25 protein-coding genes are annotated in these 26,860 nt (G+C 64.6%); 19 read left to right on the top strand and 6 right to left on the bottom strand.

Annotated elements, in window-relative coordinates; translation table 11 throughout:
- Positions 1 to 145: 145 nt before the first annotated feature.
- From EN857_RS08775 to mgrA, 6 genes are all read left to right on the top strand, one after another.
- Positions 146 to 1,036 carry a sugar ABC transporter permease gene (locus EN857_RS08775; protein WP_127392326.1) on the top strand — a complete coding sequence of 297 codons (891 nt, stop codon included), beginning with the start codon at positions 146 to 148 and terminating at the stop codon, positions 1,034 to 1,036.
- Positions 1,033 to 1,968 carry a carbohydrate ABC transporter permease gene (locus EN857_RS08770; protein ID WP_135858317.1) on the top strand — a complete coding sequence of 312 codons (936 nt, stop codon included), beginning with the start codon at positions 1,033 to 1,035 and terminating at the stop codon, positions 1,966 to 1,968. The genes EN857_RS08775 and EN857_RS08770 overlap by 4 nt, the downstream gene beginning before the upstream one ends.
- A gap of 5 nt (positions 1,969 to 1,973) precedes the next feature.
- On the top strand, positions 1,974 to 3,068 hold the full coding sequence (gene ugpC, locus EN857_RS08765; RefSeq protein ID WP_127392328.1) for a sn-glycerol-3-phosphate ABC transporter ATP-binding protein UgpC: 1,095 nt from the start codon (positions 1,974 to 1,976) through the stop codon (positions 3,066 to 3,068).
- 39 nt (positions 3,069 to 3,107) lie between these two features.
- Positions 3,108 to 3,854 carry a sugar phosphate isomerase/epimerase gene (locus EN857_RS08760; protein WP_127392329.1) on the top strand — a complete coding sequence of 249 codons (747 nt, stop codon included), beginning with the start codon at positions 3,108 to 3,110 and terminating at the stop codon, positions 3,852 to 3,854.
- A gap of 11 nt (positions 3,855 to 3,865) precedes the next feature.
- Positions 3,866 to 5,008: a Gfo/Idh/MocA family oxidoreductase gene (locus tag EN857_RS08755; RefSeq protein WP_127392330.1), complete on the top strand. Its 1,143-nt coding sequence runs from the start codon at positions 3,866 to 3,868 to the stop codon at positions 5,006 to 5,008.
- A gap of 133 nt (positions 5,009 to 5,141) precedes the next feature.
- On the top strand, positions 5,142 to 6,188 hold the full coding sequence (gene mgrA, locus EN857_RS08750) for an L-glyceraldehyde 3-phosphate reductase (protein WP_127392331.1): 1,047 nt from the start codon (positions 5,142 to 5,144) through the stop codon (positions 6,186 to 6,188).
- Positions 6,189 to 6,260: 72 nt separating this feature from the next.
- Here mgrA and EN857_RS08745 read toward each other — a convergent pair whose 3' ends face one another.
- Complete coding sequence (locus tag EN857_RS08745) at positions 6,261 to 7,355, bottom strand: trypsin-like serine protease (protein WP_245493445.1); 1,095 nt, start codon at positions 7,353 to 7,355, stop codon at positions 6,261 to 6,263.
- Between the two features lie 389 nt (positions 7,356 to 7,744).
- Between EN857_RS08745 and EN857_RS08740 the strand changes: the two genes are divergently transcribed.
- The gene (locus tag EN857_RS08740) at positions 7,745 to 8,848 is read left to right on the top strand and encodes a serine protease (protein ID WP_127392332.1); all 1,104 of its coding nucleotides are present in this window, start codon (positions 7,745 to 7,747) and stop codon (positions 8,846 to 8,848) included.
- Positions 8,849 to 8,946: 98 nt separating this feature from the next.
- On the opposite strand, the gene EN857_RS08735 is transcribed toward EN857_RS08740, so the two are convergent.
- The 3 genes from EN857_RS08735 to EN857_RS08725 all read right to left on the bottom strand — a co-directional run bounded on the left by EN857_RS08735 (position 8,947) and on the right by EN857_RS08725 (position 12,358).
- Positions 8,947 to 9,672 (bottom strand): hypothetical protein, encoded by a 726-nt coding sequence (locus tag EN857_RS08735; RefSeq protein ID WP_127283007.1) that lies wholly within the window; start codon positions 9,670 to 9,672, stop codon positions 8,947 to 8,949.
- Entirely contained in the window at positions 9,669 to 10,043 is a 375-nt protein-coding gene (locus tag EN857_RS08730; RefSeq protein ID WP_245478393.1) for a hypothetical protein, read from the bottom strand. Before EN857_RS08730 ends, EN857_RS08735 begins: the two co-directional genes overlap by 4 nt.
- A 104-nt stretch (positions 10,044 to 10,147) precedes the next feature.
- Positions 10,148 to 12,358 (bottom strand): caspase family protein, encoded by a 2,211-nt coding sequence (locus EN857_RS08725; protein WP_135858315.1) that lies wholly within the window; start codon positions 12,356 to 12,358, stop codon positions 10,148 to 10,150.
- 232 nt (positions 12,359 to 12,590) lie between these two features.
- Between EN857_RS08725 and EN857_RS08720 the strand changes: the two genes are divergently transcribed.
- On the top strand, positions 12,591 to 12,995 hold the full coding sequence (locus EN857_RS08720) for a Fur family transcriptional regulator (RefSeq protein ID WP_126058257.1): 405 nt from the start codon (positions 12,591 to 12,593) through the stop codon (positions 12,993 to 12,995).
- Positions 12,996 to 13,150: 155 nt separating this feature from the next.
- Here EN857_RS08720 and EN857_RS08715 read toward each other — a convergent pair whose 3' ends face one another.
- Positions 13,151 to 13,780: a LysE family translocator gene (locus EN857_RS08715; protein WP_245493349.1), complete on the bottom strand. Its 630-nt coding sequence runs from the start codon at positions 13,778 to 13,780 to the stop codon at positions 13,151 to 13,153.
- 1 nt (position 13,781) lies between these two features.
- A complete protein-coding gene (gene polA, locus EN857_RS08710; RefSeq protein ID WP_187331322.1) occupies positions 13,782 to 16,745 on the bottom strand; it encodes a DNA polymerase I in 2,964 nt (987 codons plus the stop codon).
- Positions 16,746 to 17,194: 449 nt separating this feature from the next.
- Here polA and EN857_RS08705 point away from each other — a divergent pair, with 449 nt between their 5' ends.
- The 11 genes from EN857_RS08705 to EN857_RS08655 all read left to right on the top strand — a co-directional run bounded on the left by EN857_RS08705 (position 17,195) and on the right by EN857_RS08655 (position 26,851).
- A complete protein-coding gene (locus tag EN857_RS08705) occupies positions 17,195 to 18,580 on the top strand; it encodes a M20/M25/M40 family metallo-hydrolase (protein ID WP_127311528.1) in 1,386 nt (461 codons plus the stop codon).
- Between the two features lie 83 nt (positions 18,581 to 18,663).
- Positions 18,664 to 19,284 carry a ribonuclease D gene (locus EN857_RS08700; RefSeq protein ID WP_127282375.1) on the top strand — a complete coding sequence of 207 codons (621 nt, stop codon included), beginning with the start codon at positions 18,664 to 18,666 and terminating at the stop codon, positions 19,282 to 19,284.
- 18 nt (positions 19,285 to 19,302) lie between these two features.
- Entirely contained in the window at positions 19,303 to 19,503 is a 201-nt protein-coding gene (locus EN857_RS08695) for a hypothetical protein (protein WP_127282376.1), read from the top strand.
- A 173-nt stretch (positions 19,504 to 19,676) separates the two neighbouring features.
- The gene (locus EN857_RS08690) at positions 19,677 to 19,931 is read left to right on the top strand and encodes a GlsB/YeaQ/YmgE family stress response membrane protein (protein ID WP_127282377.1); all 255 of its coding nucleotides are present in this window, start codon (positions 19,677 to 19,679) and stop codon (positions 19,929 to 19,931) included.
- A 28-nt stretch (positions 19,932 to 19,959) separates the two neighbouring features.
- On the top strand, positions 19,960 to 20,106 hold the full coding sequence (locus tag EN857_RS08685; RefSeq protein WP_127282378.1) for a hypothetical protein: 147 nt from the start codon (positions 19,960 to 19,962) through the stop codon (positions 20,104 to 20,106).
- Positions 20,107 to 20,357: 251 nt separating this feature from the next.
- Positions 20,358 to 20,657, top strand: coding sequence for a protamine-2 (modular protein) (locus tag EN857_RS08680; RefSeq protein ID WP_245494330.1), 300 nt, complete (start codon positions 20,358 to 20,360; stop codon positions 20,655 to 20,657).
- A 302-nt stretch (positions 20,658 to 20,959) separates the two neighbouring features.
- Positions 20,960 to 22,507: an APC family permease gene (locus EN857_RS08675; protein WP_210235133.1), complete on the top strand. Its 1,548-nt coding sequence runs from the start codon at positions 20,960 to 20,962 to the stop codon at positions 22,505 to 22,507.
- Positions 22,508 to 22,509: 2 nt separating this feature from the next.
- Positions 22,510 to 22,887 carry a hypothetical protein gene (locus EN857_RS08670; protein WP_135858312.1) on the top strand — a complete coding sequence of 126 codons (378 nt, stop codon included), beginning with the start codon at positions 22,510 to 22,512 and terminating at the stop codon, positions 22,885 to 22,887.
- A 7-nt stretch (positions 22,888 to 22,894) separates the two neighbouring features.
- On the top strand, positions 22,895 to 23,839 hold the full coding sequence (locus tag EN857_RS08665; RefSeq protein ID WP_135858308.1) for a carbon-nitrogen hydrolase family protein: 945 nt from the start codon (positions 22,895 to 22,897) through the stop codon (positions 23,837 to 23,839).
- Positions 23,802 to 24,473 (top strand): TetR/AcrR family transcriptional regulator, encoded by a 672-nt coding sequence (locus EN857_RS08660; protein WP_127393595.1) that lies wholly within the window; start codon positions 23,802 to 23,804, stop codon positions 24,471 to 24,473. The genes EN857_RS08665 and EN857_RS08660 overlap by 38 nt, the downstream gene beginning before the upstream one ends.
- Positions 24,474 to 24,595: 122 nt before the next feature.
- On the top strand, positions 24,596 to 26,851 hold the full coding sequence (locus EN857_RS08655; RefSeq protein ID WP_127393596.1) for a transglycosylase domain-containing protein: 2,256 nt from the start codon (positions 24,596 to 24,598) through the stop codon (positions 26,849 to 26,851).
- Positions 26,852 to 26,860: the final 9 nt, after the last annotated feature.

Genomic DNA, 26,860 nt, shown 5'->3' with positions numbered 1-26,860 from the left:
TCGACGGGAAAGAGCCGTTCCCTCGGCGACGGGTTCATAGCAGCAGGACGGGAAGCAGCAGCGGTACGCAACCCGGTGGTTCTGACAACGGCGTTCACGTCGGCAAACCACCCAGCGTGTCGGTGGAAGCGGAGATAGACGGACGATGCAGAGGAGTTGGAGGCGCAGATTTCACCTCCCCGCCGTCATCGGGACGATACCGATGATTCTCGTCGCCGTCGGCGTGTTCGTGATCGGCATCGGCTTTTCGGTGCTTTGGTCCTTCACCAGCTCGAAGCTGTTCCCCACCTACGATTTCGTCGGCCTGGCGCAATACAGGCGCCTGTGGGCCGATAGCCGCTGGCTCGTCTCGGTCAACAACATCTGGTTCTTCGGCCTGATGTCCATCACCTGCAACATGGTGTTCGGCTACCTGCTCGCCGTTTTCATGGACCAGCGTATCCGCCAGGAGGACCTGTTCCGATCGATCTTCCTGTATCCCTTCGCCATGTCACTGATCGTCACTGGCTTGGTGTGGCAGTGGGTGCTCGACCCCAATCTCGGTCTGCAGGCGGCGCTGCGCAATCTGGGCTGGTCGAGCTTCAGCTTCGCCCCGCTGGTCGACGCCGAGACGGCGATATACGCGCTGGTCGTGGCGGGTATCTGGCAGGGCTCGGGCGTGACGATGGCGATCCTGCTTGCAGGCCTGCGCGGCATCGACGAGGATATCTGGAAAGCGGCGAAGGTCGACGGCATCCCGACGTGGCGCACGCACCTTTCCATCGTGGCGCCGATGATGAAGGGCGCCTTCGCCACCGCCTTCGTTCTCCAGTGCGTCAGCGTGGTGCGCGTCTACGACCTGGTGATCGCCATGACCGGCGGCGGTCCCGGCATCGCCACGTCCATGCCGGCAGTCTACGTCATCCAGCTCATCACCGTGCGTCAGAACGTCGGCCAGGGCATGGCCGCGGCAACGATGATGCTGCTGCCGGTTTTGGTCGTGCTAGCTTTCAGCGGAATTCTGCTGTGGCGGCGCAATCGGGAGGTGGGCGTATGACCGCTGGCCAGATCACCGCCACCCAGCTCGTCCAGGAAGCGCCGGATCAGGCCGGCGTGGGTCCGTTCGGGCCGAAACCGCGACGGGTATCTGCCGGCCGCATCGGCCTTTACGCTTTCCTGATCGTTGCGGCCCTCTTCTTCCTGATCCCGGTCTACATCATGATCGTCACCTCCCTGAAGGGGATGCCCGAGATCAGGCTGGGACATCTCTTCAACCTTCCGGGCGAGCCGACCCTTCAGCCCTGGATCGACGCCTGGCTGCATGCCTGCACCGGCCGCGACTGCAACGGCCTCAGTCCAGGCTTCTACAATTCGGTGAAGATCACCGTTCCGAGCGTGGTCATCTCGATCATCTGCGCGTCGATCAACGGTTACGCGCTGACCTTCTGGCCGTACAAGGGCGCCAACCTGCTCTTTGGCTTGCTCGTGTTCGGCGCCTTCGTGCCCTATCAGGTCGTGATCTATCCATTGATCATCGGACTGAGTTCGGTCGGGCTGTTCGCGTCGCTGCCCGGCATCATCATCGTGCACACGATCTTCGGAATGCCCATCCTGACGCTGCTGTTCCGCAATTTCTACGCGGCGATACCGGTCGAGCTGTTCAAGGCGGCGCGTGTCGACGGCGCAGGTTTCTGGCGCATCTTCTTTTACATCATGCTGCCTATGTCGGTGCCGATCACCGTCGTCGCCGTCATCCTGCAAGTCACCGGCATCTGGAACGATTTCCTGTTCGGCATCGTGTTTGCCGGGCGGCCCAATTGGCCGATGACGGTGCAGCTCAATAATATCGTCAACACCACCACCGGGGTGAGGGAGTACAATGTCAACATGGCGGCCACCATCCTGACGGCGGCGGTGCCCCTGCTCATCTACTTCATCTCCGGAAGATGGTTCGTGCGCGGCATCGCCGCCGGCGCGGTGAAAGGCTAGTGGATATGACGCAGAACGGTACCAGCGTGTCGATCGAGGATCTGTCGCTGAATTTCGGCGCCGTGTCGGTGCTGCAGACGCTCAACCTCGACGTCGCCGAGGGCGAGTTCATCGTGCTGCTCGGGCCGTCGGGCTGCGGCAAGTCGACCTTGCTCAACTGCATCGCCGGTCTGCTCGACATTTCGCACGGCCGCATCTTCATCAAGGGCAAGAACGTCACCTGGGAAGAGCCCAAGGACCGCGGCATCGGCATGGTGTTCCAGTCCTACGCTCTCTATCCGCAGATGACGGTGGAGAAGAACCTGTCCTTCGGCCTGCGCGTCGCCGGCGTGCCCAAGGACGAGATCGCCAGGCGCATCGCGCGCGCCGCCGAGATCCTGCAGATCGAGCCGCTCCTGCAACGCAAGCCGTCGGCGCTCTCCGGCGGCCAGCGCCAGCGCGTGGCGATCGGGCGCGCGCTGGTGCGCGACGTCGACGTCTTCCTGTTCGACGAGCCGCTTTCCAATCTCGACGCCAAGCTGCGGGCGGAACTGCGCGTCGAGATCAAGCTGCTGCACCGCAAGCTCGAGAACACGATGATCTACGTCACCCATGACCAGATCGAGGCTATGACGCTCGCCGACCGCATCGCGGTGATGAAGGGCGGCGTCATCCAGCAGCTCGACGCTCCGCAGACGATCTACAACCGCCCGGTCAACCGCTTCGTCGCCGGCTTCCTCGGTTCGCCGGCGATGAACTTCATCGACGGCAGTCTGGAGAAGGACAAAGGCGACTGGCACTTCGTCGTCGAGGATGTGCGCATTCCGCTTGGCACCTATGCCTTCGAGAAGGAGCCGACGCCGGGACTGGCCGTGTTCGGCATGCGCCCCGAGCATGTCGCCTTCAACAGCGGCTCGGGCTGGCCGTTTTCGGCGACGGCGAATGTCGAGGTCGTCGAGCCGATGGGCTCCGACACGCTGGTCTGGCTGAAGCTCGGCGGGCAGAATTTCACCGTCAGGGTGACGTCGGAGCGCACGCCAAGCAATGCGGACGCGGTCAGTATTGGTTTCGATCCAATGCGCGCCTCGCTCTTCGACGCGCAAACCGGCAACCGCCTTTAACCTCCCAAGCAGCCATCCCCCAAGAAACGGACAGAGACGATGAACTGGTCATTCCAACTTTACAGCGCCCGCAATTTCCAACCTTGGGAAGGGGTGCTGCAGACGCTCGGCAAGCTCGGCTACAAGGAAGTCGAAGGGTTTGGCGGCGTCTATGACGATCCGAAATCCTTCCGCGCCGAGCTCGACAAGAACGGGCTGGCCATGCCGACCGGGCATTTCTCGATCGACGCGCTCGAGAACGACTTCGACGGCGTGCGCAAGATCGCCGACGCGCTCGGCGTCACGCTTTTGATCTGCCCCTATCTGCTCCCCGAGCAGAGGCCGGCGGACGCTGCCGGCTGGCGCGGTTTCGGCGAGCGACTGGCCAAGGTCGGCGAGACGGCAAAGAAGGCCGGCTATGGCTTTGCCTGGCACAATCATGATTTCGAGTTCAAGGCACTTGCCGACGGCTCGGTGCCGCAGGACCACATCTTTGCCGCCGCACCCGATATCAGCTGGGAGATGGACGTCGCCTGGGTGGTGCGCGGCGGCGCGGATCCGCTGCCCTGGATCGAGAAGCACGGCAAGCGCATCAGCGCCGTCCACGTCAAGGACATCGCCAAGCCGGGCGAGGGCCTCGACGAGGATGGCTGGTCGGATGTCGGTCATGGCACGATGGACTGGGCCGGCCTGATCAAGACGTTGCGCGCCAAGAGCGCCGCCAAGTACTTTGTCATGGAGCAGGACAACCCCAACGACATCGAGCGCTTCGCCCGCCGCTCCATCGCATCCGTCAAGGCTTACTAGGAACAATCGACATGGCAAAGAAACTGGGTATCGGCGTTATCGGCTGCGGCAACATCTCGAAAGCGTATTTCTCGCTGGCGCCGCTGTTCCGCGGCATTGAGATGCGTGCCTGCGCCGACATCAACATGGACGCTGCGAAGGCGCGGGCGAAGGAGTTCAAGCTGCGCGCCGAGACGGTCAATGACCTGCTCAAGGCGGACGACATCGACATCATCGTCAACCTGACGATTCCGGCCGTGCACTATGAGGTGTCGAAGGAGATCCTCGACGCCGGCAAGCACGTCTATTCGGAAAAGCCGTTCGTGCTATCGATCAAGGAGGGGCTCGACCTGAAAGGCCGGGCCGAGAAGAAGGGACTGCGCATCGGCTCGGCGCCGGACACCTTCCTCGGCGGCGCGCATCAGCTGGTGCGCAACCTGATCGACACCGGCGCGCTCGGCAAGATCACCAGCGGCACCTGCCATGTGATGGGTCACGGCATGGAGCACTGGCATCCCAATCCGGATTTCTTTTTCCAGCCGGGCGCCGGCCCGGTGCTCGACATCGGGCCGTACTACATCACCAACCTGATCCAGCTGGTCGGGCCGGTGAAGCAGGTCGCGGCCTTCGCCTCGACGCCGGCCAAGGAACGGACGATTTCGTCGAAACCGCGCGCGGGCGAGAAAATCCCGGTCAACACGCCGACCACCATCCACGGCCTGCTGGAGTTCGAGAACGGCGCGGTGGTGACGCTCAACACCAGCTGGGATGTCTGGAGCCACGGCCATGCGCCGATGGAACTCTATGGCGAGGCGGGAACGGTGTACGTGCCGGATCCGAATTTCTTCGGCGGCGACGTGCGCTTCACCGAGGCGGCGAAACCGGTCAAGAAGCTGCCGAAATGGAAGCATCCGTTCGGCGTGCCGAACGAAATGCATTCGCAAGGCATGATGGCCAACTACCGCACCGCCGGCCTTGCCGACATGGCGCTGGCGATCGCGGAGGGGCGGCCGCACCGCTGCTCGATGGAGCTGGCGCTGCACGCCGTCGACGTGATGACAGGCCTGTTGCGCTCGGGCGAAACGGGCAAGTTCGTCGCCATGCAGACGACCTGCGAGCGGCCGGCCGCACTCGGCGTCACGGAAGCCAAGGACCTGCTGGCGAAGAGGAAATAGACCGCTGAGATTATCGATAATTTTGACTGGCCCTCTCCCCCTTCTCTCGGGGAGAGGGTAAAGGGTGGGCCGCAGGGCATGGTCAGCGCGTTGCGGTGAACCATGCCGATCCGTTCAGATCCGAGGATTTCCCATGCCCTATGTCGCCGCCGAAAACCGCTACGAGAAAATGCTCTACAACCGCTGTGGGCGGTCTGGGCTGAAGCTGCCCGCGATCTCGCTCGGGCTGTGGCACAATTTCGGCAATGACACGCCGCACAAGACCAAGCAGGCGATCGTGCGCAAGGCGTTCGACCTCGGCATCACCCATTTCGACCTCGCCAACAACTATGGTCCGCCGCCGGGCTCGGCGGAGACCGCTTTCGGTGAAATCCTGCGCACCGATTTCGCCGCCTATCGCGACGAGCTGATCATCTCGACCAAAGCCGGCTACGAGATGTGGCCGGGGCCGTATGGCGAGTGGGGCGGGCGCAAATATGTGCTGGCCAGCCTCGACCAGAGCCTGAAGCGGATGGGGCTCGACTATGTCGACATCTTCTATTCGCACCGTTTCGACCCCGACACGCCGCTGGAAGAGACGATGAGCGCGCTCGACCATGCGGTGCGCTCGGGCAAGGCGCTTTATGCCGGCATCTCGTCCTACAATTCGCAGCGTACGCGTGAGGCGGCCGACATATTGAAGCAGCTCGGCACGCCTTGCATCATTCACCAGCCAAGCTATTCGATGCTCAACCGCTGGGTCGAGGAGGACGGGCTGCTCGACACGCTGGAAGGGCTCGGCGTCGGCTCGATCGTGTTCTCGCCGCTGGCGCAAGGCATGCTGACCAACAAATATCTGGGTGGCATCCCGGAGGGCAGCCGCGCCTCGCAAAGCAAGTCGCTCAGGCCCGCCTTCATCAACGACAAGACGATCACCAACATCAAGGCGCTGAACGCCATTGCCGGCCGCCGCGGCCAGACGCTGGCGCAGATGGCGCTGGCCTGGGTGCTGCGCAGGGGCCGGGTCACCTCGGCGCTGATCGGCGCCAGCCGGCCGGAGCAGGTCGAGGATTGCGTCGGCGCGCTGAAGACACTCGACTTCAGCGATGCGGAACTGGCCGAGATCGACAGCTACGCGCGCGAGGCCGACATCAATCTGTGGGCGGCCTCGGCGGAGCGCAAGGGTCCGCCGCGCAAGTAGATGGCGTCGGCATGGCGTGAAAAGAAACGGCGGGCCTTGCCCGCCGTTTTTGTTTTGAGAGAGGCGGGAGGCTCAAGGCTTGGCCGGCTTCTGCGCGGTACCGACACCGGCCTTGGGCTTTGCGGGCGCCGGCGTGGTCTTCATCTTCTCCTCGATCCAGCCGCTGTAATTGGCCAGCCGCGTATAGATGCCGTAGGCGTTCTTGTGGCCGCAGGCCGCACTGCCGTCATTCGGCCCTTCGCCCCAGGAAACGACGCCAATCTGGACCGGGCCGTCGGCACCGGTCATGAACAGCGGGCCGCCGCTGTCGCCATTGCAGGCATCGCGCTCGCCGCTGGCGGTGCCGGCGCAGATCATGTTGCCGGTCAGCGGATCCGACATGTCGGCGGCAATGGCGCTGGCCGCCGCGTCGATGCCCTTTTCCGAATAGCGCATGCGATGGGAAAGGTCGCCAAGTGCTGTCTTCAGGTCGCGCGCGTAGATGTCCTTGATGCCGCTGTTGCAGGTCGCGTTCGGCTGCAGGTCGAGGTCGGCGACCATCAGTGCCGTCGGGAAGGTGCCGTCCTGCATCTTGCCCCAGCCGGTGACCGTGGTCTTGCCGCTGTCTGGCGTTGCCTCACGGGCGACCTTGATCGTCGGCGCGTCCGCCGGCTCGGCCAGCCGGATCAGGCCGAGGTCGTTGTCCATCGTCTGCTCACTATAGCCTTCGTTGACGATCACCTCCGCCGCCTTGTAGCGCTTGCCTTCGCCGAGATCGGTGGCGCCGGTCAGCACGGTGACCGCGCCCGCCGGGATCGGCCGGCCGTTGTCTACGAGGCAGTGCGCGGCCGTCAGCACCCATTGTGGCGCGATCAGGCTGCCGCCGCAGAACTGGGCGTCCGGCTGCGAGGCCGGGCTGGCGTCCAGCCTGTCGCTTGTCAGCAGCGCCACCTGGAAAGGAAAAGCGCCCTTCTCGGCCTCCTTGCCGCCATAGACGCGATCGGCGCCGTCGGGGTTCTCGGCCTTGGCCTTCGCCCTTGCTTCCGCGACGCGCTTCATTGGCGAGACTGCTGCTTCCGGCCGTGCGGGCCCATCGGCCGCGTGGATGGCGTTGAGCGTCGCGAGCGCCGCGATGCCGGCCAGCAGTGCTGTGGCGAGCGGCCTGAACCGATGGATGATGTTCACCATGACCTCCTGAGACGAACGTTCCCGAACAGGCCGGCCCGGCGCATGATCCGCTGCCCGAGGCACCGGTTTTGAACGACCGGCCACGCGCAGCCCGGATCGGCGCGCAAACCGGTCATAAAACCGAATGCCACTTCTGCTAATCGTGCCCGCGAGCAGAACCCGCTCAAACCTATAGCCCCCCACGGGCTACGTGGAAGCGATTTGTCATTGCCAATGTTGGAATATTTTAGGCAGTATATCGAAGGGGAGTTTTTGGCGGGGGCCTCAACTGACCGCGCGGGGCAATGATCTGGTCGGCGTTACCAAAACTCGGTTTTGGCGCCACCACGATCTCGACAATATTTCTGTATCTTGATCCAGTCCTTGCTGACTTTTGGGAGAGTCTCACCGTGACAAAACTGACGAACACCATCATTGCGTCCGCGTTTCTTTCCACCGCGATGTGGCTGGTGCCCGCCTTCGCCGCCAATCCCGGCACTGCCAATGCCGGCAATGGCGAAAGCATGCGCGATGCGGGATCGGGCGACTACAAACCGGGCCGGGCAAAGCCGATCGCGCCGCCGAAACTGACCGAGGACGAGGCCAGCCGCGCCGCACCGCTCGCCGACGAGGACGCGGCGGTCAAGTCCTATGGCATCGTCGGACGTTCCGCCGACGGCAAGGAGATCAAGATCGAGGCGAACGAGGCGCTGAAGGAACTGATCATCGAGGAACTGAACAAACCGGCCGACGGGGGGGCCGACGCTTCAGGTCCGCAGAACACCGGAGACCCCGGGCTGACGGAAGGCGAAGCAGGCCGCCAGGTGTTCGGCACAGACGACCGCGAGCAGGTCAAGAACACCAAGACCTATCCGTTCTCGGCCATCGGCTATCTCGAGGCCAAGTCGCCCAAGACCGGCAAGTTCGGCAGCTGCTCGGCGACGCTGATCGGTCCGCGCACCGTGCTTACCGCGGCGCACTGCCTCTACAGCCATGAGGATGGCGCCTGGCTCGACGAATATCTGTTCGTGCCGGGCCTCAACGGCAGCACCGCCGACGATGCGCCGTTCGGCGCCTTCACCTATGAAAGCGCCTATGTCCTGCAGGGCTTCATCGACAACTACCAGGGTTTCTACGGCTCGGTCGTGCCGTGGGATCTCGGCATCGTCACGCTGAAGCAGGATGTCGGCACCAATCTCGGCTGGCTGGGCTATGCCAACTACGAGGATCTGGGCGACTTCACCGCCAATATCGTCGGCTATCCCGGCGACAAGCCGATGGGCACGATGTGGAAGGCAAGTTGCGAAGTGCATGCCGAAAACATCGGCACGGACTATTTCCAGTACGATTGCGATACGTTCCCGGGTTCGAGCGGCAGCTCGGTCTACGCCTATGACAACGCCGCCAAGCAGCGTGTCATCACCGGCGTGAACGTCGCCGAAAGTCCGGACGCCAACACCGCGGTCAGGCTCCACGCCGCCAATATCGAGTGGATCAACAGCCTCTACAAATGAGGCTTGTTCCGACCCGCTGATAGGAGCGATCGAACAACCGGCGGTAGGGTTGATCCCACTGCCGGTTTTTCACATCCGGGCCACCGATCGCTTCGCCCTTATTTGGACGTCGCCTCGGGCTGCTCCTGGCGCACATAGGTCTCGATCGCCGAGGCGAAGTTGGCGGAGCCGGCCTTGCGCTGCTTGTCTATATAGCCGGCGAAATAACTCCAGAAGGAAACGGCATAGTCGCGGAAATAGGCGTCCGCCACCTTGCGCGAACAGAGGTCGCTCTCGACGCAGATGGAAAGGCGGTTGAGGAAATAGACGATGCGGTCGAAGTGATCGCTGAAATCGGCAAGCGGCATACTCCCGCCATCGCCGGTCATCGCCTCGATGCCGATGCGCTGCCTGAACACCTGTTCCTCGGTCGGCGTCGGATTGGCGCTAAGCAGATTGTCGTATTTGGTGTTCAGCGCCGCCAGCCGCTCCTTGAGCGCGCGTTGCGCCTGCTGCAAGTCCTTGCTCTCCCAGAGCTCGACCAGCGCCATGGTCTGCTCGACGCGCTTCTGCTCCTGGTTGGCCAGGAACTGGAAGACGGAGAACAGAAGCGTGAAGATGATCACAAGCCGCACCAAAAGGCCCGACCAGGCGTAGGCCAGCATGCGCCAGTCGCGATCGGTGAAGGGGTTCGATTCCTTCTTGATCTCGTGGCTGCTCGGCCACGGGAAACCCTCGGTGGTTTCCGGCAGCGCCTCGGCCTTCTTGGCCGGCGAAGGCTCGGCCGTCGTCAGCGCCGTCGCAGGCACTACTTGTTCTGTCACCTTGCCCCCCGGCTTCTTCATCGGCAGCTGTCCAGATCGATGGTGGCGGTCGGGTCGAGCACGATGCCCGGCGCCTCAAGCTTCCTTTTCAGGCAGTCGAGCTGAGGGCGCGAGACCATGAACTGCACGTCCGGTTCGGCGGGTGCCTTGTTCGGCGAGGGCAGGGCCTCGACCACGCCACGCGAGGCGCAGTCGCTGAGATCGACCACGACGGCTTCGTTGCCGGTCTTGGCGATCTGGTCGTACTGGTCGAGAAAGCAGCCCGCCAGTTCGGAATTGGTGACGATCTGCTTGGCGCAGAGGCCGCAGCTCTCCTCCGCCCAGGCAGGGGCGAGCGGCAGCGCCGCGAAAAGAAGGCCCGCTCCGAGCCAGTAATGCAGGTTGGTTCTCACAAGCGTCCTCATCCTTTCCGTGCCGCGCCAGAATGTCCACGCACAAGGCCGGTCGCGCAAGAGCCGATGCAGCGGTTGCGACAGGCTTTTGCGGCGGCCTGCGCTCAGGCGCGCGGCACTGTCTCCATCGGAAAAATCATCACCGCGCCCTTCGGGCCGCTCCTGTCGGCAAGCTTCATCACCGAGCGTGTCGAAGGTGCCATGCCGATATCGGCGAGCATGTCGGAGAAGCCGGAGCCGCCGACCGTGCGGGTGGCCGAAGGCACGCCGTCCTGCGCCAGGAAGCTCAGGTCCTCCTTCTCGCTCTGCGGCGGTGCCTCGGTCAGCACGGCGATCATCCGCTCCATGCCGAAGCTGGTGTCGGTGAAGGCCAGCAGCCCCTCCCGCAAGCCGGCATCCGGCGAGCCGTTGGCGGGCGCCAGCCGCTCGGCGACGATATGGGTGATGGAATAGTCGCTGCCGACATAGAGCACGTTGATGTCGACATATTTGTCGGAATCGTTCCTGGCCCTGATATGCACCTCGTCGCCCGGCGAGACGCGCGGCACGGTCGAGGCCTGCAGCGGCTCCAGTGCGTCGCCGCCCTGGCGCCTGATCTCGAACTCGACGCTGACCTCTTCCGGCCGGTAGTCGGACGCGGCGGCCAGCCTGGAGAGGCCGGTGGCGCGGAAGATGGTGGTCAGGTTCTTCGCCGTCGCCTCGACTAGCTTGGCGCGATCATCCGGGTGAATGATTATCAGCGGCGGCCTGCCGCCGTCCTTCACATCGCCGGAGGCCGGCAGGAACCACAGCGCCGGCTTGTCGGTGGCAGCGGCCGCGGCGCCGGCGATCGCGTTCTCGCGCAGCACCGCCAGTCGCAGATCGGCGCTCTTGCCGGGCTCGACCAGCTCGACGTGGAAGCCGGATTTCTCCCTGGCCGCCAGTTCGTCCAGAACCGAATTCACCAGCGCGGTCTCCTTGTCGAGGCCGTCGGTCGCCGCCGGCCGCGCCACCACGAGCTTGTAGTCGACCGCGAGCTCGGCGACGCGCGCATAGGCATTGGCCGGGATATCAGCCAGCGTCAGCGCCGGCTTGCCGTCGAGCTCCACCGGCTTCACCCAGCTCTCCAGGTTCCTGGCCGACTGCACCTCGACATAGCCGAGCGCTTCAGACAGTTGCGACAGGGCCGAAGGCAGGATGGCGAGCTTGCTTCCGGGGGTGAGTCGCTGCAGCAGCCCGGCGCCAATCGTCGCCGCACCGTCCTTGACGACCAGCGGCCATTGCATGACCGCATCGGCCCTGTCGGTGCCGAAGACGCGCGCATCGAGCTCGCCTTCGAAGAGCGGCGTCGGCCGCGTGCGGCTGTCGGCCGAATATTGCTGCAGTACCGCCTGGCCGAGCTGGCGGTAGGTGACTGCGGGGTTCTCGGCCAGCTTGGACAGGATGGTGAAGGTGAACAGGCCGAAGCGCGGCGCATCGGCGGTGCCCTTGGGCAGCGGCATCTCCGGCGTCGTTTCGACGGTCTGCGCGGCATAGAAGGCGACCAGCTTGCCCTTGGCGGTCGATTCGGCGCCAGTCGGCGTCAGGTGGAAGGCGGGCTTGCGCTGGCCGTTCTCGTCGAAGCCGCGCGTCGCGGTCGCCGCGATGTCCGCATAGAGCTTCACGGCAGCTGCCCGTTCGGCCTCGCCGCCGCCGACCAGATCGGCAAACTCGACCTTGCGCTCCATCTCGTCGTCGACCTTGGCGGCGCGTGTCGCCGTGCCGGAATGGCAGCAGTCGAACACCACCCAGACGAAGGCGCCCTTGTCGCGGATGGCGTCGAGCGCGGCGCCGACCTCATTGTCGACGAGCGCGTTGGGCACGCCCGCCTCGCGGTTGACCCATTTTTCGATGTCGACGGGAAGGAAGATCTCGTCGAGGCCGTCGGTCTCGTCGCCCTTGGTCGCCTGGGGCTGCTGGGCGCCATGGCCGGACAGATGCAGATAGACGAAGTCGTCGCGCTTGACCCTGGCAGCGAGGTTGGCCAGCGCCGCCTTGATCGCCGCGTGCGTCGGCAGGCCGGCGGCGCCGTCGACATCCTTGGCAAGCAGGGTGACGTTCCCGGGCGCGAACTTCACCGGGGCCGGGGTGTTCCTCAGCAGGTAGTCGCGCACCAGGCCGGCATCGTTCTTCGGCCCGATCAGCCAGTTCTTCTTCGGCAGGTTCGGATAGTCGGTGCAAGCGACCAGCAGCGCGTGATAGGTGCGCTGGGCGGCAAGCGCACGGAACGACAACGTCCCCGCAGCCGTCAGCGCGGAGGCGCCGACAAGCAGCGTCCGGCGTGTCAATCTGATCATGGATGCCCCCCAAGCCCGATCGAATTCGCAAGCAGTGGTAACCCTCGTCGATGATTTTGTCAGTATTTTGAAGGCTGGTTGCGCGATGGCGATGACCAATCACCGAAGCGGTGCCGTCGATGGCGACGGAAACAGTGGCAAAAGAGGCGGTTCGTCGCTATCTCAGTGGAATTCAGGCCACTTGCATGCGCAAATGGCGCGCGGACGGCGCAAGCAGACTGGAAGCAGGACCATGGCGGCAAGGGATGTGCTGACGAAGAACCAGTTGTGCGTGCTCGAAAAGCTCGAGGCCGCCAGCGGACCGCTCAGCGCCTATATGTTGCTCGACCAGCTGCGCGAACGCGGCTTTCGCGCGCCGCTGCAGGTCTATCGCGCCCTCGATACGCTGGTGAAGTCGGGTTTCGTGCACCGGCTGGAGAGCCTCAACTCCTTCGTCGCCTGCGCCGAGCCGCACGACCACAGCCATTCGATGACCGCCTTCGCCATTTGCGACACATGCGGCCAGGTGACCGAGATGTCCGACCATGATGTCGACCACCGTCTGGACGAATGGGTGCGCTCGACGGGCTTTGCCGCCAAGAAGGCGGTAATCGAGTTTCGCGGTGTATGCGCCAAGTGCCGGGCCGAGGCGGCCTAGGGTCTATTGATATTCAGGTGAGGCCGGCCTGCAAATGGCGGGCTCCAGCGTTTCCCGTGCTCGCGTACCTCAAGTACGCTCCGCTCCGGTTCTCGGAACCCACCCTTCTCGGCTCGGCCTGACCTGAATCTCAACAGACCCCGGAGCGAATCGCATCAGCGCGCGGTCGACCAGGCGAACCAGAACGCGACCAGCGCCAGCAGGGCGGAAAGCAGCCGTCGGGCAAATCGCTCCCGTCTTGGATCGTTGAGGAACGGTTCCAGCGTCCCCGCCAGCACAACGATGACGCCGTGAACAGCAGTCGCGATCGCCACATAGACCGCGGTGAGCATGACTGTCTGGGAAAGGACCGGCCGTGAGGCGTCGACGAAGGTCGGCAGCACCGCGACGTAAAAGACCGCCGCCTTGGGGTTCAGGAGATTGGTGACGAGCCCGCGCATGAAATGCTTGCCGTGCGCGCCGCCGGCGCTCGATACGACGTCCGTTCCCGCGGTCCAGCCTTCCCAGGCGAGGTAGAGAAGGAACAGCACCCCGGCCCAGCGAAGTCCCTCGTAGAGCGGCCGAGATGCCTGGATCAGTTCGGCGACGCCGAAGGCCGCGACCGCGCCGACGGTCGCCAGTCCCGAGGCGATACCCGCCACCGTGGCAAAGCCGGCGCGGCGTCCCTGGCTGGCGGAAATCAGCGCCAGATAGGTCATGTTCGGACCCGGCGTGAGTTCGATCAGCAGGCATGCAAGCGAAAAGGAGAGGACCGGGGCTGTCGAGGACGGCAGCAACGCGTTCACATCAATGCGCCTCGTCCCAGTTGTTGGCGGCCCGCGCATCGACATGCAGCGGCACCGACATCGACACCGCCGGCATCGGCGCGTTCTCCATCACCCGGCGCACGACGGGAAGCGTCGCCTCGACCTCGGACTCCACGGTCTCGAAGATCAGCTCGTCATGCACCTGCAACAGCATGCGGGCCGACAGGCCGGCCTTCTCCAGCGCCTCCTCCATATGCACCATGGCGCGGCGGATGATATCGGCTGCCGTGCCCTGCAGCCTGGCGTTGATCGAGGCGCGCTCGTTGAAGGCGCGGATCGACGGGTTGGACGAGCGTATCTCCGGATAGTGGATACGGCGGCCGAATATGGTTTCGACAAAGCCGTGCTCGCGGGCGTAGGCCTTGGTCGCCTCGATATAGTCGCGGATGCCCGGGAAGCGCTCGAAATATTTCTTGATGTAGGCGCCGGCCTCCTCGCGCGGGATCGACAGCTGGTTGGCGAGGCCGAAGGCCGAGATGCCGTAGATGATGCCGAAATTGATCGCCTTGGCGCGGCGGCGCACTTCGGAAGGCATGCCTTCGACCGGCACATTGAACATCTCGGATGCGGTGATGGCGTGGATGTCGGCGCCATCGGCGAAAGCCTGCTTGAGTTGCGGGATCTCGGCGACGTGGGCGAGCACCCGCAATTCGATCTGGCTGTAGTCGGCCGAGACCAGCTTGTGGCCCTTTTCGGCGATGAAGGCAGTCCTGATCTTGCGCCCCTCGGCGGTGCGCACCGGGATATTCTGCAGATTGGGGTCGGAGGACGAGAGACGTCCCGTTGTCGTCGCGGCCAGCGCATAGGAGGTGTGGACGCGTTTTGTGTCGGGATGGATGAAGCCAGGCAGCGCGTCGGTATAGGTCGATTTCAGTTTCGTCAGCTGGCGCCAGTCGACGATCTTGCGCGGCAGTTCATGGCCTTCGGCCGCAAGGTCCTCCAGGAGCTGCGCCGAGGTCGACCATTGCCCGGTCTTGGTCTTCGAGCCGCCCGGCAGGCCCATCTTGCCGAACAAAATGTCGCCGAGCTGCTTGGGCGAGCCGATGTTGATGCGCTCGCCGACGATGCCGTAGATCTCCTCCTCGACGCGGGCCGCACCCTGCGCCAGCTCTCCCGACAGCCTGGAGAGGATCTGCCGGTCGACGGAGATGCCGCGCTGCTCCATCCGGGCCAGCACCGGCACCAGCGGCCGCTCCAGCCGCTCGTAGACGGAAACCAGGCCCTTGGCGGCAAGCCTGGGCTTCAGCACCTGCCAGAGCCTCAGCGTGATATCGGCCTGCCCGGCGGCGTAGGCGGTCGCGCGCTCGATATCGACCTGATCGAAGCCGACGGCGCTTTTCCCCGATCCGGCAAGCTCCTTCTTGGAGGCCGGGGCATGGCCCAGCCATTTTTCCGAGAGGCCGGCCAGGTCGTGGCCGCCGGACGTGCCGGCGTCAAGCACATAGGAGATCAGCATCGTGTCGTCGAATGGGCCGATCTCGATGCCGTGGCGGCTCATCACGACGATGTCGTATTTCAGGTCCTGCACGATCTTGAGAACGGACCTGTCCTGCAAGAGAGGCTTCAGCAGCGCCAACGCCTCGCGGACGGGGATCTGGTTCCCCAGCATGCCGCCGCCCAGCAAGTCGCCGGTGCCGCTCTTGTGGAGGAGCGGCAGATAGGCGGCGCGGCCGGGCGCGACCGCCATGGACAGGCCGATCAACTCGGCCTGCATCGGGTCGGGCGAGCTGGCCTCGGTGTCGAAGGCGAGGACACCGGCTTCCCGTGCCTCGGCGATCCAGGCCGTCAGCGCCGCTGCATCGCGAATGGCGACATAGGCCGATGTGTCGATCTTGCGCGCCGCCGCCTGCTCCAGGCGAAGCGCCGAGAGCAGGGAAGGGGTGTCGCCCTGCGGCGGCGCGTCTTCTCCCCGGATGGCCGGCGCTGGCTTGTCGGCGTCGTTGCCGGCGGGCGTGGCCCGTGCTGCCGGCGGCGCGCCGGCTCCGACATCGGGTCCGTGCGCGGTATCGGCGCGCTCGATGGTGACGGCGGCGGCCTGGACGTCACCGATCTCGGTTCCGGTCGCTTCGGCGACGCGGCGGGTCAGCGTGGTGAATTCCATGGTCTTGAGGAAGCCGATCAGCTTCGGCCCATCCGGCGCATGCAGCTCGAAGTCGCCGAGCCCGTCGGCGACCGGCACGTCGTTCTTCAGCGTCACCAGCTGGCGCGAGATGCGCGCCTTGTCGGCATTGGCGATGATCGATTCCCGCCGCTTCTCCTGCTTGATTTCGGCGGCGCGCGCCAGCAGCGCGTCGAGGTCGCCGAACTGCTCCAGAAGCTGCGCCGCCGTCTTCGGCCCGATGCCGGGCACGCCCGGCACATTGTCGACCGAGTCGCCGGTGAGCGCCTGCAGGTCGATCATCTTCTCCGGCGGCACGCCCCATTTCTCGATCACTTCGGGGATGCCGATCTGGCGGTCCTTCATCGGGTCGTACATGCCGACCGTGGGACCGACCAGCTGCATCAGATCCTTGTCGGAGGAGATGATGGTGGTGTCGCCGCCAGCCTCGCAGGCAAGCCGGCAATAAGTGGCGATGAGGTCGTCGGCCTCGAAGCCCTCCATCTCGATGCAGGGAAGATTGAAAGCCGTGGTCGCCTGGCGGATCAGGCCGAACTGCGGGATCAGGTCCTCTGGCGGCGCCGAGCGGTTGGCCTTGTATTCGGGGTAGAGATCGTTGCGGAAGGTCTTCGAGGAATAGTCGAAGATGACGGCGAAATGCGTCGGCACCACGCCGACATCGGTGTTGCGGGCATCCTGCATCAGCTTCCACACCATGTTGCAGAAGCCGAGCACCGCATTGGTGGGCAAGCCGTCGGATTTGCGATTGAGCGGCGGCAGCGCGTGATAGGCGCGGAAAATGTAGCCGGAGCCGTCGACGAGGAAGAGATGATCGCCTTTTTTCATGCCGGCAGGGATAGCGCGGCCAGACGGCGCGGTCCATGCCAAAGGCGGCTGAAACCACCGGTTCCGGCAACACCCTGACAGAGGCTGCCGCCGAATGATCCGGCCACTCACGGGCATGTTACAAAAGTGTAATACTGGTGCCCTTGAATCGCCACGTTCACAGACCCAAATATGGGTCATCGGCAGTTTTCGCCGAAGTCCGGAGCAAGGCCCGTCCCCCGCCTATCCCGGACAACTGCGGCAGCCTATCCCCCCTCTCCGGGCTGCCGCAACGTTTCGAGTAAGGCCGCCGTGGTTCCCCCTCCACCACGGCGGCTCTTTTTTCGTCTCGAGGTCCGACATACCGTTCTGGATGTTTTTCCGCAGCCAAACGCGCTTGGTCCAACGGTCCCGGCTTTTCGTTTTCGGCTCGTCCCTTTAGGGTCGGCGCAAAATCGAAAGGCCTGAAAATGTCCAGAATCTCACCCGTCCTCGATCGTCTCGACCAGAATCTCGACCAGAGCCTGGAACGGCTGTTCGGGCTGCTCGGCATCAAGTCGATCTCCACCGATCCGGCCTATGCCGGCGACTGCCGCAAGGCGGCGGCGTGGCTGGTGGCCGAGCTGAAGCTGATCGGCTTCGACGCCAGCGTGCGCGACACGCCCGGCCATCCGATGGTGGTGGCGCATCACGACGGGCCGGCGGGCGCGCCGCATGTGCTGTTCTACGGCCATTACGACGTGCAGCCGGTCGATCCGATCGAATTGTGGGAAAGCGATCCGTTCGCGCCGGCGATCAAGGAGATCGAGCCCGGCCGCAAGGTAATCACCGGCCGCGGCTCGGCCGACGACAAGGGCCAGCTGATGACCTTCGTCGAGGCCTGCCGCGCCTGGAAGCAGGTGCATGGCGGCCTGCCTTGCCGCATCACCATCCTGTTCGAGGGCGAGGAGGAGTCCGGCTCGCCGTCGCTGAAGCCGTTCCTGGCGGCCAACGCCGCCGAGCTCAAGACCGATTTCGCATTGGTCTGCGACACCGGCATGTGGGATCGCGAGACGCCCTCCATCTGCGTGTCGCTGCGCGGCATGGTCGGCGAAGAGGTCACCGTGAAGGCGGCCGATCGCGACCTGCATTCGGGGCTCTATGGCGGGGCTGCCGCCAATCCGATCCGCATCCTGGCCGGGATCCTGGCCGATATCCACGACAAGGACGGGCGCATCACCATCCCGGGCTTCTATGACGGTGTCGAGGAGACGCCGTCGCAGGTGCTGAAGTCGTGGGAAACGCTCGGCGAGACCGCCGAGAGCTTCCTCGAGCCCATCGGCCTGTCGATCCCGTCGGGCGAAAAGGGGCGTTCGGTGCTCGAACTGACCTGGGCGCGGCCGACGGCGGAGTTCAACGGCATTATCGGCGGCTATACCGGCAAGGGCTTCAAGACGGTGATCGCGGCGGAGGCCTCGGCCAAGGTGTCGTTCCGCCTCGTCCACAAGCAGGACCCGGAGAAGATCCGCGCCGCATTCCAGGCTTTCGTCAGGGAGCGCATTCCGGCCGATTGCTCGGTCGAATTCCACCCGCATGGCGGCTCGCCGGCGATCCAGCTTTCCTATGACTCGCCATTCCTGGCCAAGGCCAAGGAGGCGCTGTCGGATGAATGGCCGAAGCCGGCGGTGACCACGGGCAGCGGCGGCTCGATCCCTGTGGTCGGCGATTTCCAGACCTATCTCGGCATCGAATCCCTGCTGGTCGGTTTCGGCCTCGACGACGACCGGATCCACTCGCCCAACGAGAAATACGAGCTCACCTCCTTCCACAAGGGGCAGCGCTCCTGGGCCCGCATTCTCGACGCGCTGACACGCTGAAGCGGCGCGAAGGACAACTTTCTGTTGATTTTTGGATGGATCGAAGCGAGGACGAACCAACAGGCCGCGATCCGGAGACAATGATGAGCGACATCCGCTTCCACAAGAACGATTTGCCCGACCTGTCCCATTACAATGTCGGGGCGGTGGCGATCGACACCGAGACGCTCGGCCTCAACCCGCACCGCGACAGGCTGTGCGTGGTGCAGATCTCGCCCGGCGACGGCAGCGCCGACGTGATCCAGATCGCGCCCGGCCAGAAGAAGGCGCCGAACCTGGTCAGCCTGCTCAGGAACCGCAGCGTCACCAAACTGTTCCATTACGGCCGCTTCGACATCGCCGTGCTCTACAACGCTTTCGGCGTCATGGCGGAACCGGTGTTCTGCACCAAGATCGCCTCGCGCTTGACCCGCACCTATACCGACCGGCACGGGCTGAAGGACATTTGCGGCGAGCTTCTCGGGGTGACCCTGTCGAAGGTGCAGCAATCGTCGGACTGGGCAGCCGAGACCCTGTCGCCGGAGCAGCTCGAATATGCCGCCTCCGACGTGCTCTATCTGCACCGGCTGCGCGAGGTGCTGGCCGGCCGGCTGGCGCGCGAAGGCCGCACGAAGGAGGCCGACGCCTGCTTCCGCTTCCTGCCGACGCGTGCCAAACTCGACCTGATGGGCTGGGGCGAGGAGGATATCTTCGCCCATAGCTGACGGCCGTGGGAGGACGACATGGCGGAGAGACAGCCGATATCAACCGCGCCGACCGACGGCTCCAAGGTCACCGTCTACTGGAAGGACGGCAATGGGGTGATCAACGAGTCGGTCGCGCAGTATCGCGACGGCGGCTGGTGGACCTATATCGACAGCACCACGCAAAAGAAGGTCGAGCCGAGCAGTTGGCGGCCTGCCGCAAGCGACGATGACGACTAAAGCAATTCCAGGAAAAGTGCGAGGCGGTTTTCCGTCCGGAATCGCTCAAAGAAAGGGCTTGAGGTCGGTCGCTGGCGGCCGGGATTGCTTTGGCTTAGCCTGAACCCGTTGATATCGAGGCCGATTCGGGGACTTGCGCTCCGCTGTCGCCCTCCTGCTCAGAGGAAAGCTCAATGGGTATCGAAAGCCTTCTCGTCTTCATCATCATCGGCGCCATCGCCGGCTGGCTCGCCGGCCTCATCGTCAAGGGCTTCGGCTTCGGTCTGATCGGCAACATCGTCGTCGGCATCGTCGGCGCCCTGATCGCCGGCTGGCTGTTCCCGAGGCTGGGGTTCGCCGTAGGCGGCGGCGTGCTTGCCGCGATCATCCACGCCACCATCGGCGCGGTGATCCTGCTGGTGCTGCTCAAGCTGGTGAAGCGGGCTTGATGTCTGGCGTGGGCACCACGGGCGCGCCATGAAGCAGAACACCCTCTATCTGATCATCGGCGCGCTGCTGGTCGTGGTCATCGCGCTCGGCGTCTATGTCTACCGCGAGCAAACGCGGCCGAAGGGCGTCGAGCTCAAGATCGACGACAAGGGCATTTCGATCCAGCAGAATTGATCGGATCGGCGCAGCCGGCGCCGACGGATTGACCGGCCGCATCGGCTTTCGTCGGGCCTCCCGGGTTTCCGGCGAGGCGGCCCCGGTCCCCTATTTCCATTGTCACCCCTCGGCTGTCGCGGCGCTTCTCCGGGCGCAGCGCGAACCCCCTGGGCTTTTGCAACCGCCGCGCTACTTCCCTTTTGTGGACCTCGGTTCACTGATTGGCAGATTGGGAGGTTTTCATGGATCGCCGATTATTCTTGACGGGAATGCTGGGCGTGGCGGGGGCGGCCGCAATTGTCAGCGCGGTTCGGCCCATCAGCGCCGTGGCCGGCATTCCGGACGCCAGAAGCGGTATCCTCGATGAGCTCGAGGCGCAGGACAAGCAGGCCTGGGAGGACGATGGCAGCGAAGCGGAGGTGCAGACCGTCTCGCATCGCCATTGGCATCGGTGGCATCGGCGGAGAAGGCGGCGTGCCTGGAGACGTTACTGCCGCACCTACTGGCGGCATGGCCGGCTGCGCAGACGCTGCCATCGCCGGCGCGTCTGGATCTGGTTCAGGCTTTAGCGGCTAGCGGCGTGCTCCTGCTCCGGCCGGTTTGCCCAGCCGGGGCAGGTGTCGTTCGCCGGTTGGAACATGCAGCGCGCCGCCAACGCGCGGCGGATAACAGGACGCGGCGCCGGAGGGCAGCCGCGGCCCGCGACGAGCGCCAAGCCGGACCCTCAGCAAGTATTTGATTATCAATCGTTTTCAAATTCATCCCACTTGACCCGCCCCTAAGGTCAAGGCCGCCGCAACAGGTCCTACGGATCCATTGGGCGTAGTGCGTCGATGGCCAGCGGCGAAAGCGCCCCTGTACCTCACCGGACTTGAGAAGAGCTGCTGCAAGCAAGCATCGCGACCTCGCGAGTCGTGAGCCGATTGACAAAACAATCCAAGCCTATCATATGATAGGTAGACTATCGATTGATAGGGAGGGGATTTTGGATCGAGTGAGCTCGGACGCTTCACGGTTGCAGGAGCTGGGTTATCGACAGCAGCTCCGGCGCGGACTTGGCGTCTTTTCGACATTTTCTATCGGCGTTGCCACCGTCGCACCGGTGGTCGGTCTTTATGCGATCTTCGGGCTCGGGATGAACCTGTCCGGGCCGGTATGGGTGTGGCTGCTGGTACTGTCCCTGGTCGGCCAGGTGCTGGTGGCAGTGGTCTATGCGGAACTCGCATCCGAGTTCCCGATTGCAGGAGGGCCCTATCAGTGGGTGCGCCGGCTGATCGGCCCGGACGCGGGCATCTTCACAGGCCTCATATACCTCGTTGCCGTATCGGCGGCGCTCGCCACCGTGGCGTTCCTTGCGGCGCCGTGGTTCGCGCAGTTGCTCGGTCTTCAGCCCTCGCCGGGCGGGCACATGCTGCTTTCGTTCTGCGTGCTGCTCGCTTCCCTGCTGGTCAATGCCGGCGGCGTCCAGGTCGTTCGCGTGGCGGTAAACTTCGGCATCGCAGCCGAGATAATCGCTTCGATGCTCATCGGCTCGATGCTGCTGGTGTTCTTCCGAACCCACGATGTCACTGTCCTCTTCAGTTCGATGGGGGCTCCGACCTCGCTCGGAACCGCGCTTGCCACGCTCGCCGTCTGCGGTTGGGCCTTCGTCGGCTTCGATGCGAGCGCGTCGGTCGCCGAAGAGACCACCGGCGCGGGCGCGAACGTTCCGCGTGCCATCCTTGCCGCCACGGCGGTCGTTGGCATCGCGGTGGTTTTGGTCGCCGTTGCCGTCATCCTGGCGACCGGTGACCTCCAGGCCGTGATCTCGGGCTCTGAAATGGATCCGGTCACGGCGACGGTGGTCGCCTCGCTGGGTGATTGGTCGCGAATGCCGTTTCTGGCGGTGGTGGCGATCACCTTTTTCGCCTGCTGCATTTCCATGCAAGCCTATCTTGGCCGCGTCATCTTCAGTCTCGCCCGGGATGGCGTGCTTCCGTTCTCCCGGAAGTTGGCTTCGGTCAGCGAAGGCAGAAAGGTTCCGCTGGTCGCCATGACGACCATGACGCTCATCGCCTCGACCTGCCTGCTTCTCGGCTTCAACGAAGGGGCTGTCGGGACGATGATCAGCTTCGGCACCGCAGGCCTCTATATAACGTTCCTGCTGGTCGTGGCGGCGGCGCTCTACGCCCGCCTCAGCGGCAAGTGGCGCCCCGAGGGCTCGTTGCGTCTCGGCGCGCTCGGCACGCCGGTCAACGTCGCCGCCTTGGTCTGGCTGCTGTTCGAGACCATCAACATAGCATGGCCGCGCGTCGAACTGGCACCGCCAAATGCTCCGGTTTGGCAGGTTTGGGCGGCGATCTGGGTCTTCGCGGTCGTTGCCGCGCTGGCTGTCATCTACATCGGCGCGTGGCGTCGCAAGAACCTGGCTGCGGAATAGAAATGGGCATTCTTGGCAAAGGCGGTCTGCTGCTGCTGTCGATGGGGGGCTGCTCCGGCATCCTCATGTATCTGTCGCTCGAGCGCCCGGCAGGGTGGGCATACATCAGAAACTTCGCGCGGCTGCGGCAGGGCCACGTCGACGCTTTGGTGCTCGGCGGCATCTTCCTCGCCACGGAGGCGACAGGCGTCGTCGACCCTTATGCGTCTTTGGTGTTGCTGATCACCGGCTTCTACACCGTCATCTCGACGGGTGCGATGGGCTGGTGGCCGGATTTTCCGCAGCGATACAAGGTTGCAGGCGTCGGGGACTTCGCCGCCTTGTCGACTTTCGCTTTTGCCTGGGTCTGGGTCACGGTCCGCGTGCTGACGGGGTGGTAGAAGAGACATGACGCGCATCTACATCAGCCAGAAGCCTCCGCACCTTCTCGATCTCGACGCGGGCATCGCCACTGCGAAAGCGGAGATCGAGGCCGCAGCGGCACAAGGCGCCAATCTCGTTGTGTTCCCCGAGACCTGGCTAGGGGGCTATCCGGCCTGGGTTTTCGGGTTAGCCGGCTGGAACGATCCGGAGGCGCGGCACTGGTTCCAGAAGCTGGTGGCCGCAAGCGCCACCGTTCCCGGCCCTCACGTGCAGGCCCTCTGCGACGCCGCGCGTGACAATGGGGTGTGCGTGGTGATCGGCCTCAATGAGCGCGCTCGGCCGAGCGCCGCGCTGCTTTACAACAGCGCGCTTACGATCGACGCGGATGGATCGATCGTGTCCGTTCACCGCAAGCTCACTCCAACCCACACCGAACGCCTGGTCTGGACGCCGGGCGATGCGGACGGCCTGCGCGTGAACGAAACGGCGGCCGGGCGGGTCGGCGCGATGGTGTGCTGGGAGCATTTCCATCCCATCATCCGGCAGGCCCTGCACGCCGAGGACGAGCAGATTCATGTTGCGCTTTGGCCGGACATGCCGTCGGCGCACCAGCTTGCTTCCCGGCACTACGCTTTCGAGGGGCGCTGCTTCGTCGCAAGCGCCGCGACGTATCTTCCTGTGGAGGCCGTGCCGCCGGACCTGCGGGCGGCCTATGAAAAGGGGACGGGGGGAGACGCTTCGTTTCCCGGAGGATCGGGGGTCATCGGGCCCGACGGCGAATACCTGGTCGGTCCGGTCTTCGGCGACGCGCCCGTCATCTGTGACCTTGACCTTGCGCAGACCATAGCGTTCAAGCACGATCTCGACGTAACGGGTCACTACAGCCGATCCGATATCCTGCATTGGGGCGTCGATCGGCCGGGAACGAGGTATGGCGAGCAAGGCAGACCGGACTATCGGAGCAAGTGATCAAAACTGGGATCAGTTCGCGCCAAACGACACCCGGCGACGAATCCTCATGGAAGCCAGCGCGCTCTTCCGCCGCCACGGATATCAGGCCACCTCGACACGACAGATCGCGGCTGCGGTAGGCATCAGGCAGCCATCGCTGTTTCACCATTTCGCAAACAAGCAGGCGATACTCGAGGCGCTGTTTTCTCTCAGCCTCGACAATGCGGTGGTCGTCGCGGAAAGGACAGCGAACGCATCTGGATCGGCGGCAGCGAGACTTCATGACTATCTGGTCTGGGATCTCGAGACGCTGCTGAGCCTGCCGCTCTCGCTATCCGAACTCTACAGCAGCGATATATTGCGTGCGCCGGAATTGGCGCACTGGGCCGCCAAGCTCGAATCCCTCTACCTCGCGTTGGAGAAACTTGTCCGCCAGGGCATAGAGGCGGGCGAGTTCGTTGCCACGGATCCGGTGCTCATACGCATCCTGATCGCAAACGTGACGATCGCACACATCCAGTACGCGGACGAACGGCCTGATCGAGATCCCAAGAAGCTGGCGCGAGACGGTGCGCGGTTCGTACTCGCCGGGCTGAGCAACATGGAGTCCGCTCATCTTGACGAGTTGATCTCTGGCACAAGAAGCCGGTAGCGGATTTAGAAAATCGTAAGGAATTTCAAAAGGGTGCATAAACCCTGCTTTAACGCGCCCTTAAATCGCCGCATCTAGTCTGCACCCGAGCGCCATTAGCACCGGGACATTAAGCGAAGCGCATGGCGAACCGCAGAGACAGTCGCATCGAACCGAGCTTCGACGGGCCGCCCCAGGCGAAATCCCCGGCCGGGTTCTCGGTGAGCGAGGAGGATCGCGTCGTGCCGGGCAGTCGCAAATCCGCCGCCAGACGCAAACCGGCCAGGAAGTCGTCGCGGCGCGGGCGCGACCGCAGCCGGCGCGGCCTGTTCGGCATTCTCGCCCGGCTGGCCTACTGGTGCTTCGTGCTGGCCATCTGGGGCGGCATCGCGGTGGCCGGCATCGTCGTCTATTACGGCGCCAAGATGCCGGCGGCGACTACATGGTCGATCCCCGACCGCGCGCCCAACATCAAGATCGTCTCGGTCGATGGACAGCTTATCGCCAATCGCGGCATGAGCGGCGGCGAGGCCGTCGGCCTGCATGAGATGTCGCCCTACATCCCCGAGGCCGTCGTCGCCATCGAGGACCGTCGCTTCTATTCGCATTTCGGCATCGATCCGATCGGGCTGACGCGCGCCATGGTCACCAATGTGCTTGGCGGGCACTTCTCGCAGGGCGGCTCGACGCTGACGCAGCAGCTGGCCAAGAACCTGTTCCTGACGCCCGACCGCACGCTGGAGCGCAAGGTGCAGGAAGTGCTCCTGGCGCTGTGGCTCGAGCATAAGCATACCAAGGACCAGATCCTCGAAATGTACCTCAACCGGGTCTATTTCGGCTCCGGCGCCTATGGCGTCGAAGCGGCCTCGCGGCGCTATTTCGGCAAGAGCGCGCGCGACGTGACGCTCTCCGAGGCAGCGCTCCTGGCCGGCCTGCTCAAGGCGCCGTCGCGGCTGTCGCCGGCGCGCGACCCGAAGGCGGCCGAGGAGCGCGCGCAACTGGTGCTCGCCGCCATGCGCGATTCCGGCAAGATCGGCGCCAAGGAACTGACGAGCGCGATGAGCGCGCCGGCGACGCGCGCGCCGTCCTACTGGACCGGTTCGGAAAACTATGTCGCGGACACCGTCATGGGCGAACTGCCCGACCTGATCGGCGACGTGCGCGGCGATATCGTCGTCGACACCACGGTCGATCTCACCCTGCAGAAGCTCGCCGAACAGTCGATCCGGCGGCTGATCGACGAGAGCGGCAAGAAGCTCAACGTCACGCAGGGCGCGCTGGTGTCGATCGACGATTCCGGCGCCGTGCGCGCCATGGTCGGCGGCTACGACTATTCGACCAGCCAGTTCGACCGCGCCTCGGAAGCGCGCCGCCAGCCGGGCTCGGCCTTCAAGCCCTTTGTCTACATGGCAGCGCTCGAGGCCGGCCGCACGCCGGACAGCGTGCGCAACGACGCGCCGATCAAGATCGGCAAATGGACGCCCGACAATTACGGCGGCAAGTACTACGGCAAGGTGACGCTGGCGACGGCGCTGGCGAAATCGCTTAACTCGGTCGCCGCCCAGCTCACCATGGAGGTCGGGCCGGACGCGGTGGTGGAAGCCGCGCACCGCATGGGCATCCAGTCCGACCTGCAGTCGAACACCTCGATCGCGCTCGGCACGTCGGAAGTGACGCCGCTGGAGCTGACCTCGGCCTATGTGCCGTTCGCCAATGGCGGCTTCAAGCCGGACATCCATTTCATCCGCCGCGTGACGACGACCGATGGCAAGGTGCTCTACGACAACAATGGCGGCAGCGCGCCGCGTGTCGTCAAGCAAGAGATCGTCGGCATGATGAACTCGATGATGACCGGCACGGTCGAGATCGGCACCGCCAAGAAGGCGGCCTTCGCCTGGCCCTCGGCCGGCAAGACCGGCACCAGCCAGAATTCGCGCGACGCCTGGTTCGTCGGCTACACCGCCAACCTCACCACCGGCGTGTGGTTCGGCAATGACGACGGCAGCGCGATGAAGAAGGTCACCGGCGGCGCGCTGCCGGCGCAGGCCTGGCATGAATTCATGGTCGCCGCGCATGAGGGCGTGCCGGTCCGGCCGCTGCCCGGAACCTGGAAGTCGACGCCGTCCGACACCGTCGTGCCCGACGAGATACCCTCGGCCGATGCCGGCCAGCCGGCGCCGATGCCGCAGGCGGCGGTCGGTCAATCCCAGTCCGCCCAGGCGCCCGCACGCCCGGCGCGACCGTCCAGGCCGGCCGAGACGGTCGATGCCGACGGGTTCGACATGCCGGGCGACGGCGGGACGACAGCCTCGGTCGGCCATCCGGTGCCGCCTGGCAATGTCGGCGGCCCGACGAAAAAGCGGCAGACCTCGATCCTCGACATCCTCACCGGCGGTTGAGCGGCAACA

This window comes from Mesorhizobium sp. M4B.F.Ca.ET.214.01.1.1, assembly GCF_004791545.1.
Taxonomy (GTDB): Bacteria; Pseudomonadota; Alphaproteobacteria; order Rhizobiales; family Rhizobiaceae; genus Mesorhizobium; species Mesorhizobium abyssinicae.
The sequence above is the reverse complement of the archived record's forward strand: the minus strand, read 5'-3'. Positions and strand labels throughout refer to the sequence as shown.

What these genes read in the sequence shown, in the direction of transcription:
- EN857_RS08735 (WP_127283007.1), bottom strand. Translation starts at nt 9,672, where the DNA reads ATGAAGAAGCCGGGGGGCAAGGTGACAGAACAAGTAGTGCCTGCGACG.
- ugpC (WP_127392328.1), top strand. Translation starts at nt 1,974, where the DNA reads ATGACGCAGAACGGTACCAGCGTGTCGATCGAGGATCTGTCGCTGAAT.
- EN857_RS08665 (WP_135858308.1), top strand. Translation starts at nt 22,895, where the DNA reads ATGACGCGCATCTACATCAGCCAGAAGCCTCCGCACCTTCTCGATCTC.
- EN857_RS08655 (WP_127393596.1), top strand. Translation starts at nt 24,596, where the DNA reads ATGGCGAACCGCAGAGACAGTCGCATCGAACCGAGCTTCGACGGGCCG.
- EN857_RS08695 (WP_127282376.1), top strand. Translation starts at nt 19,303, where the DNA reads ATGGCGGAGAGACAGCCGATATCAACCGCGCCGACCGACGGCTCCAAG.
- EN857_RS08725 (WP_135858315.1), bottom strand. Translation starts at nt 12,358, where the DNA reads ATGATCAGATTGACACGCCGGACGCTGCTTGTCGGCGCCTCCGCGCTG.
- EN857_RS08660 (WP_127393595.1), top strand. Translation starts at nt 23,802, where the DNA reads ATGGCGAGCAAGGCAGACCGGACTATCGGAGCAAGTGATCAAAACTGG.
- EN857_RS08720 (WP_126058257.1), top strand. Translation starts at nt 12,591, where the DNA reads ATGGCGGCAAGGGATGTGCTGACGAAGAACCAGTTGTGCGTGCTCGAA.
- EN857_RS08770 (WP_135858317.1), top strand. Translation starts at nt 1,033, where the DNA reads ATGACCGCTGGCCAGATCACCGCCACCCAGCTCGTCCAGGAAGCGCCG.
- polA (WP_187331322.1), bottom strand. Translation starts at nt 16,745, where the DNA reads ATGAAAAAAGGCGATCATCTCTTCCTCGTCGACGGCTCCGGCTACATT.
- EN857_RS08700 (WP_127282375.1), top strand. Translation starts at nt 18,664, where the DNA reads ATGAGCGACATCCGCTTCCACAAGAACGATTTGCCCGACCTGTCCCAT.
- EN857_RS08755 (WP_127392330.1), top strand. Translation starts at nt 3,866, where the DNA reads ATGGCAAAGAAACTGGGTATCGGCGTTATCGGCTGCGGCAACATCTCG.
- EN857_RS08705 (WP_127311528.1), top strand. Translation starts at nt 17,195, where the DNA reads ATGTCCAGAATCTCACCCGTCCTCGATCGTCTCGACCAGAATCTCGAC.
- EN857_RS08745 (WP_245493445.1), bottom strand. Translation starts at nt 7,355, where the DNA reads ATGGTGAACATCATCCATCGGTTCAGGCCGCTCGCCACAGCACTGCTG.
- EN857_RS08775 (WP_127392326.1), top strand. Translation starts at nt 146, where the DNA reads ATGCAGAGGAGTTGGAGGCGCAGATTTCACCTCCCCGCCGTCATCGGG.
- EN857_RS08690 (WP_127282377.1), top strand. Translation starts at nt 19,677, where the DNA reads ATGGGTATCGAAAGCCTTCTCGTCTTCATCATCATCGGCGCCATCGCC.
- EN857_RS08685 (WP_127282378.1), top strand. Translation starts at nt 19,960, where the DNA reads ATGAAGCAGAACACCCTCTATCTGATCATCGGCGCGCTGCTGGTCGTG.
- EN857_RS08670 (WP_135858312.1), top strand. Translation starts at nt 22,510, where the DNA reads ATGGGCATTCTTGGCAAAGGCGGTCTGCTGCTGCTGTCGATGGGGGGC.
- EN857_RS08760 (WP_127392329.1), top strand. Translation starts at nt 3,108, where the DNA reads ATGAACTGGTCATTCCAACTTTACAGCGCCCGCAATTTCCAACCTTGG.
- EN857_RS08680 (WP_245494330.1), top strand. Translation starts at nt 20,358, where the DNA reads ATGCTGGGCGTGGCGGGGGCGGCCGCAATTGTCAGCGCGGTTCGGCCC.
- mgrA (WP_127392331.1), top strand. Translation starts at nt 5,142, where the DNA reads ATGCCCTATGTCGCCGCCGAAAACCGCTACGAGAAAATGCTCTACAAC.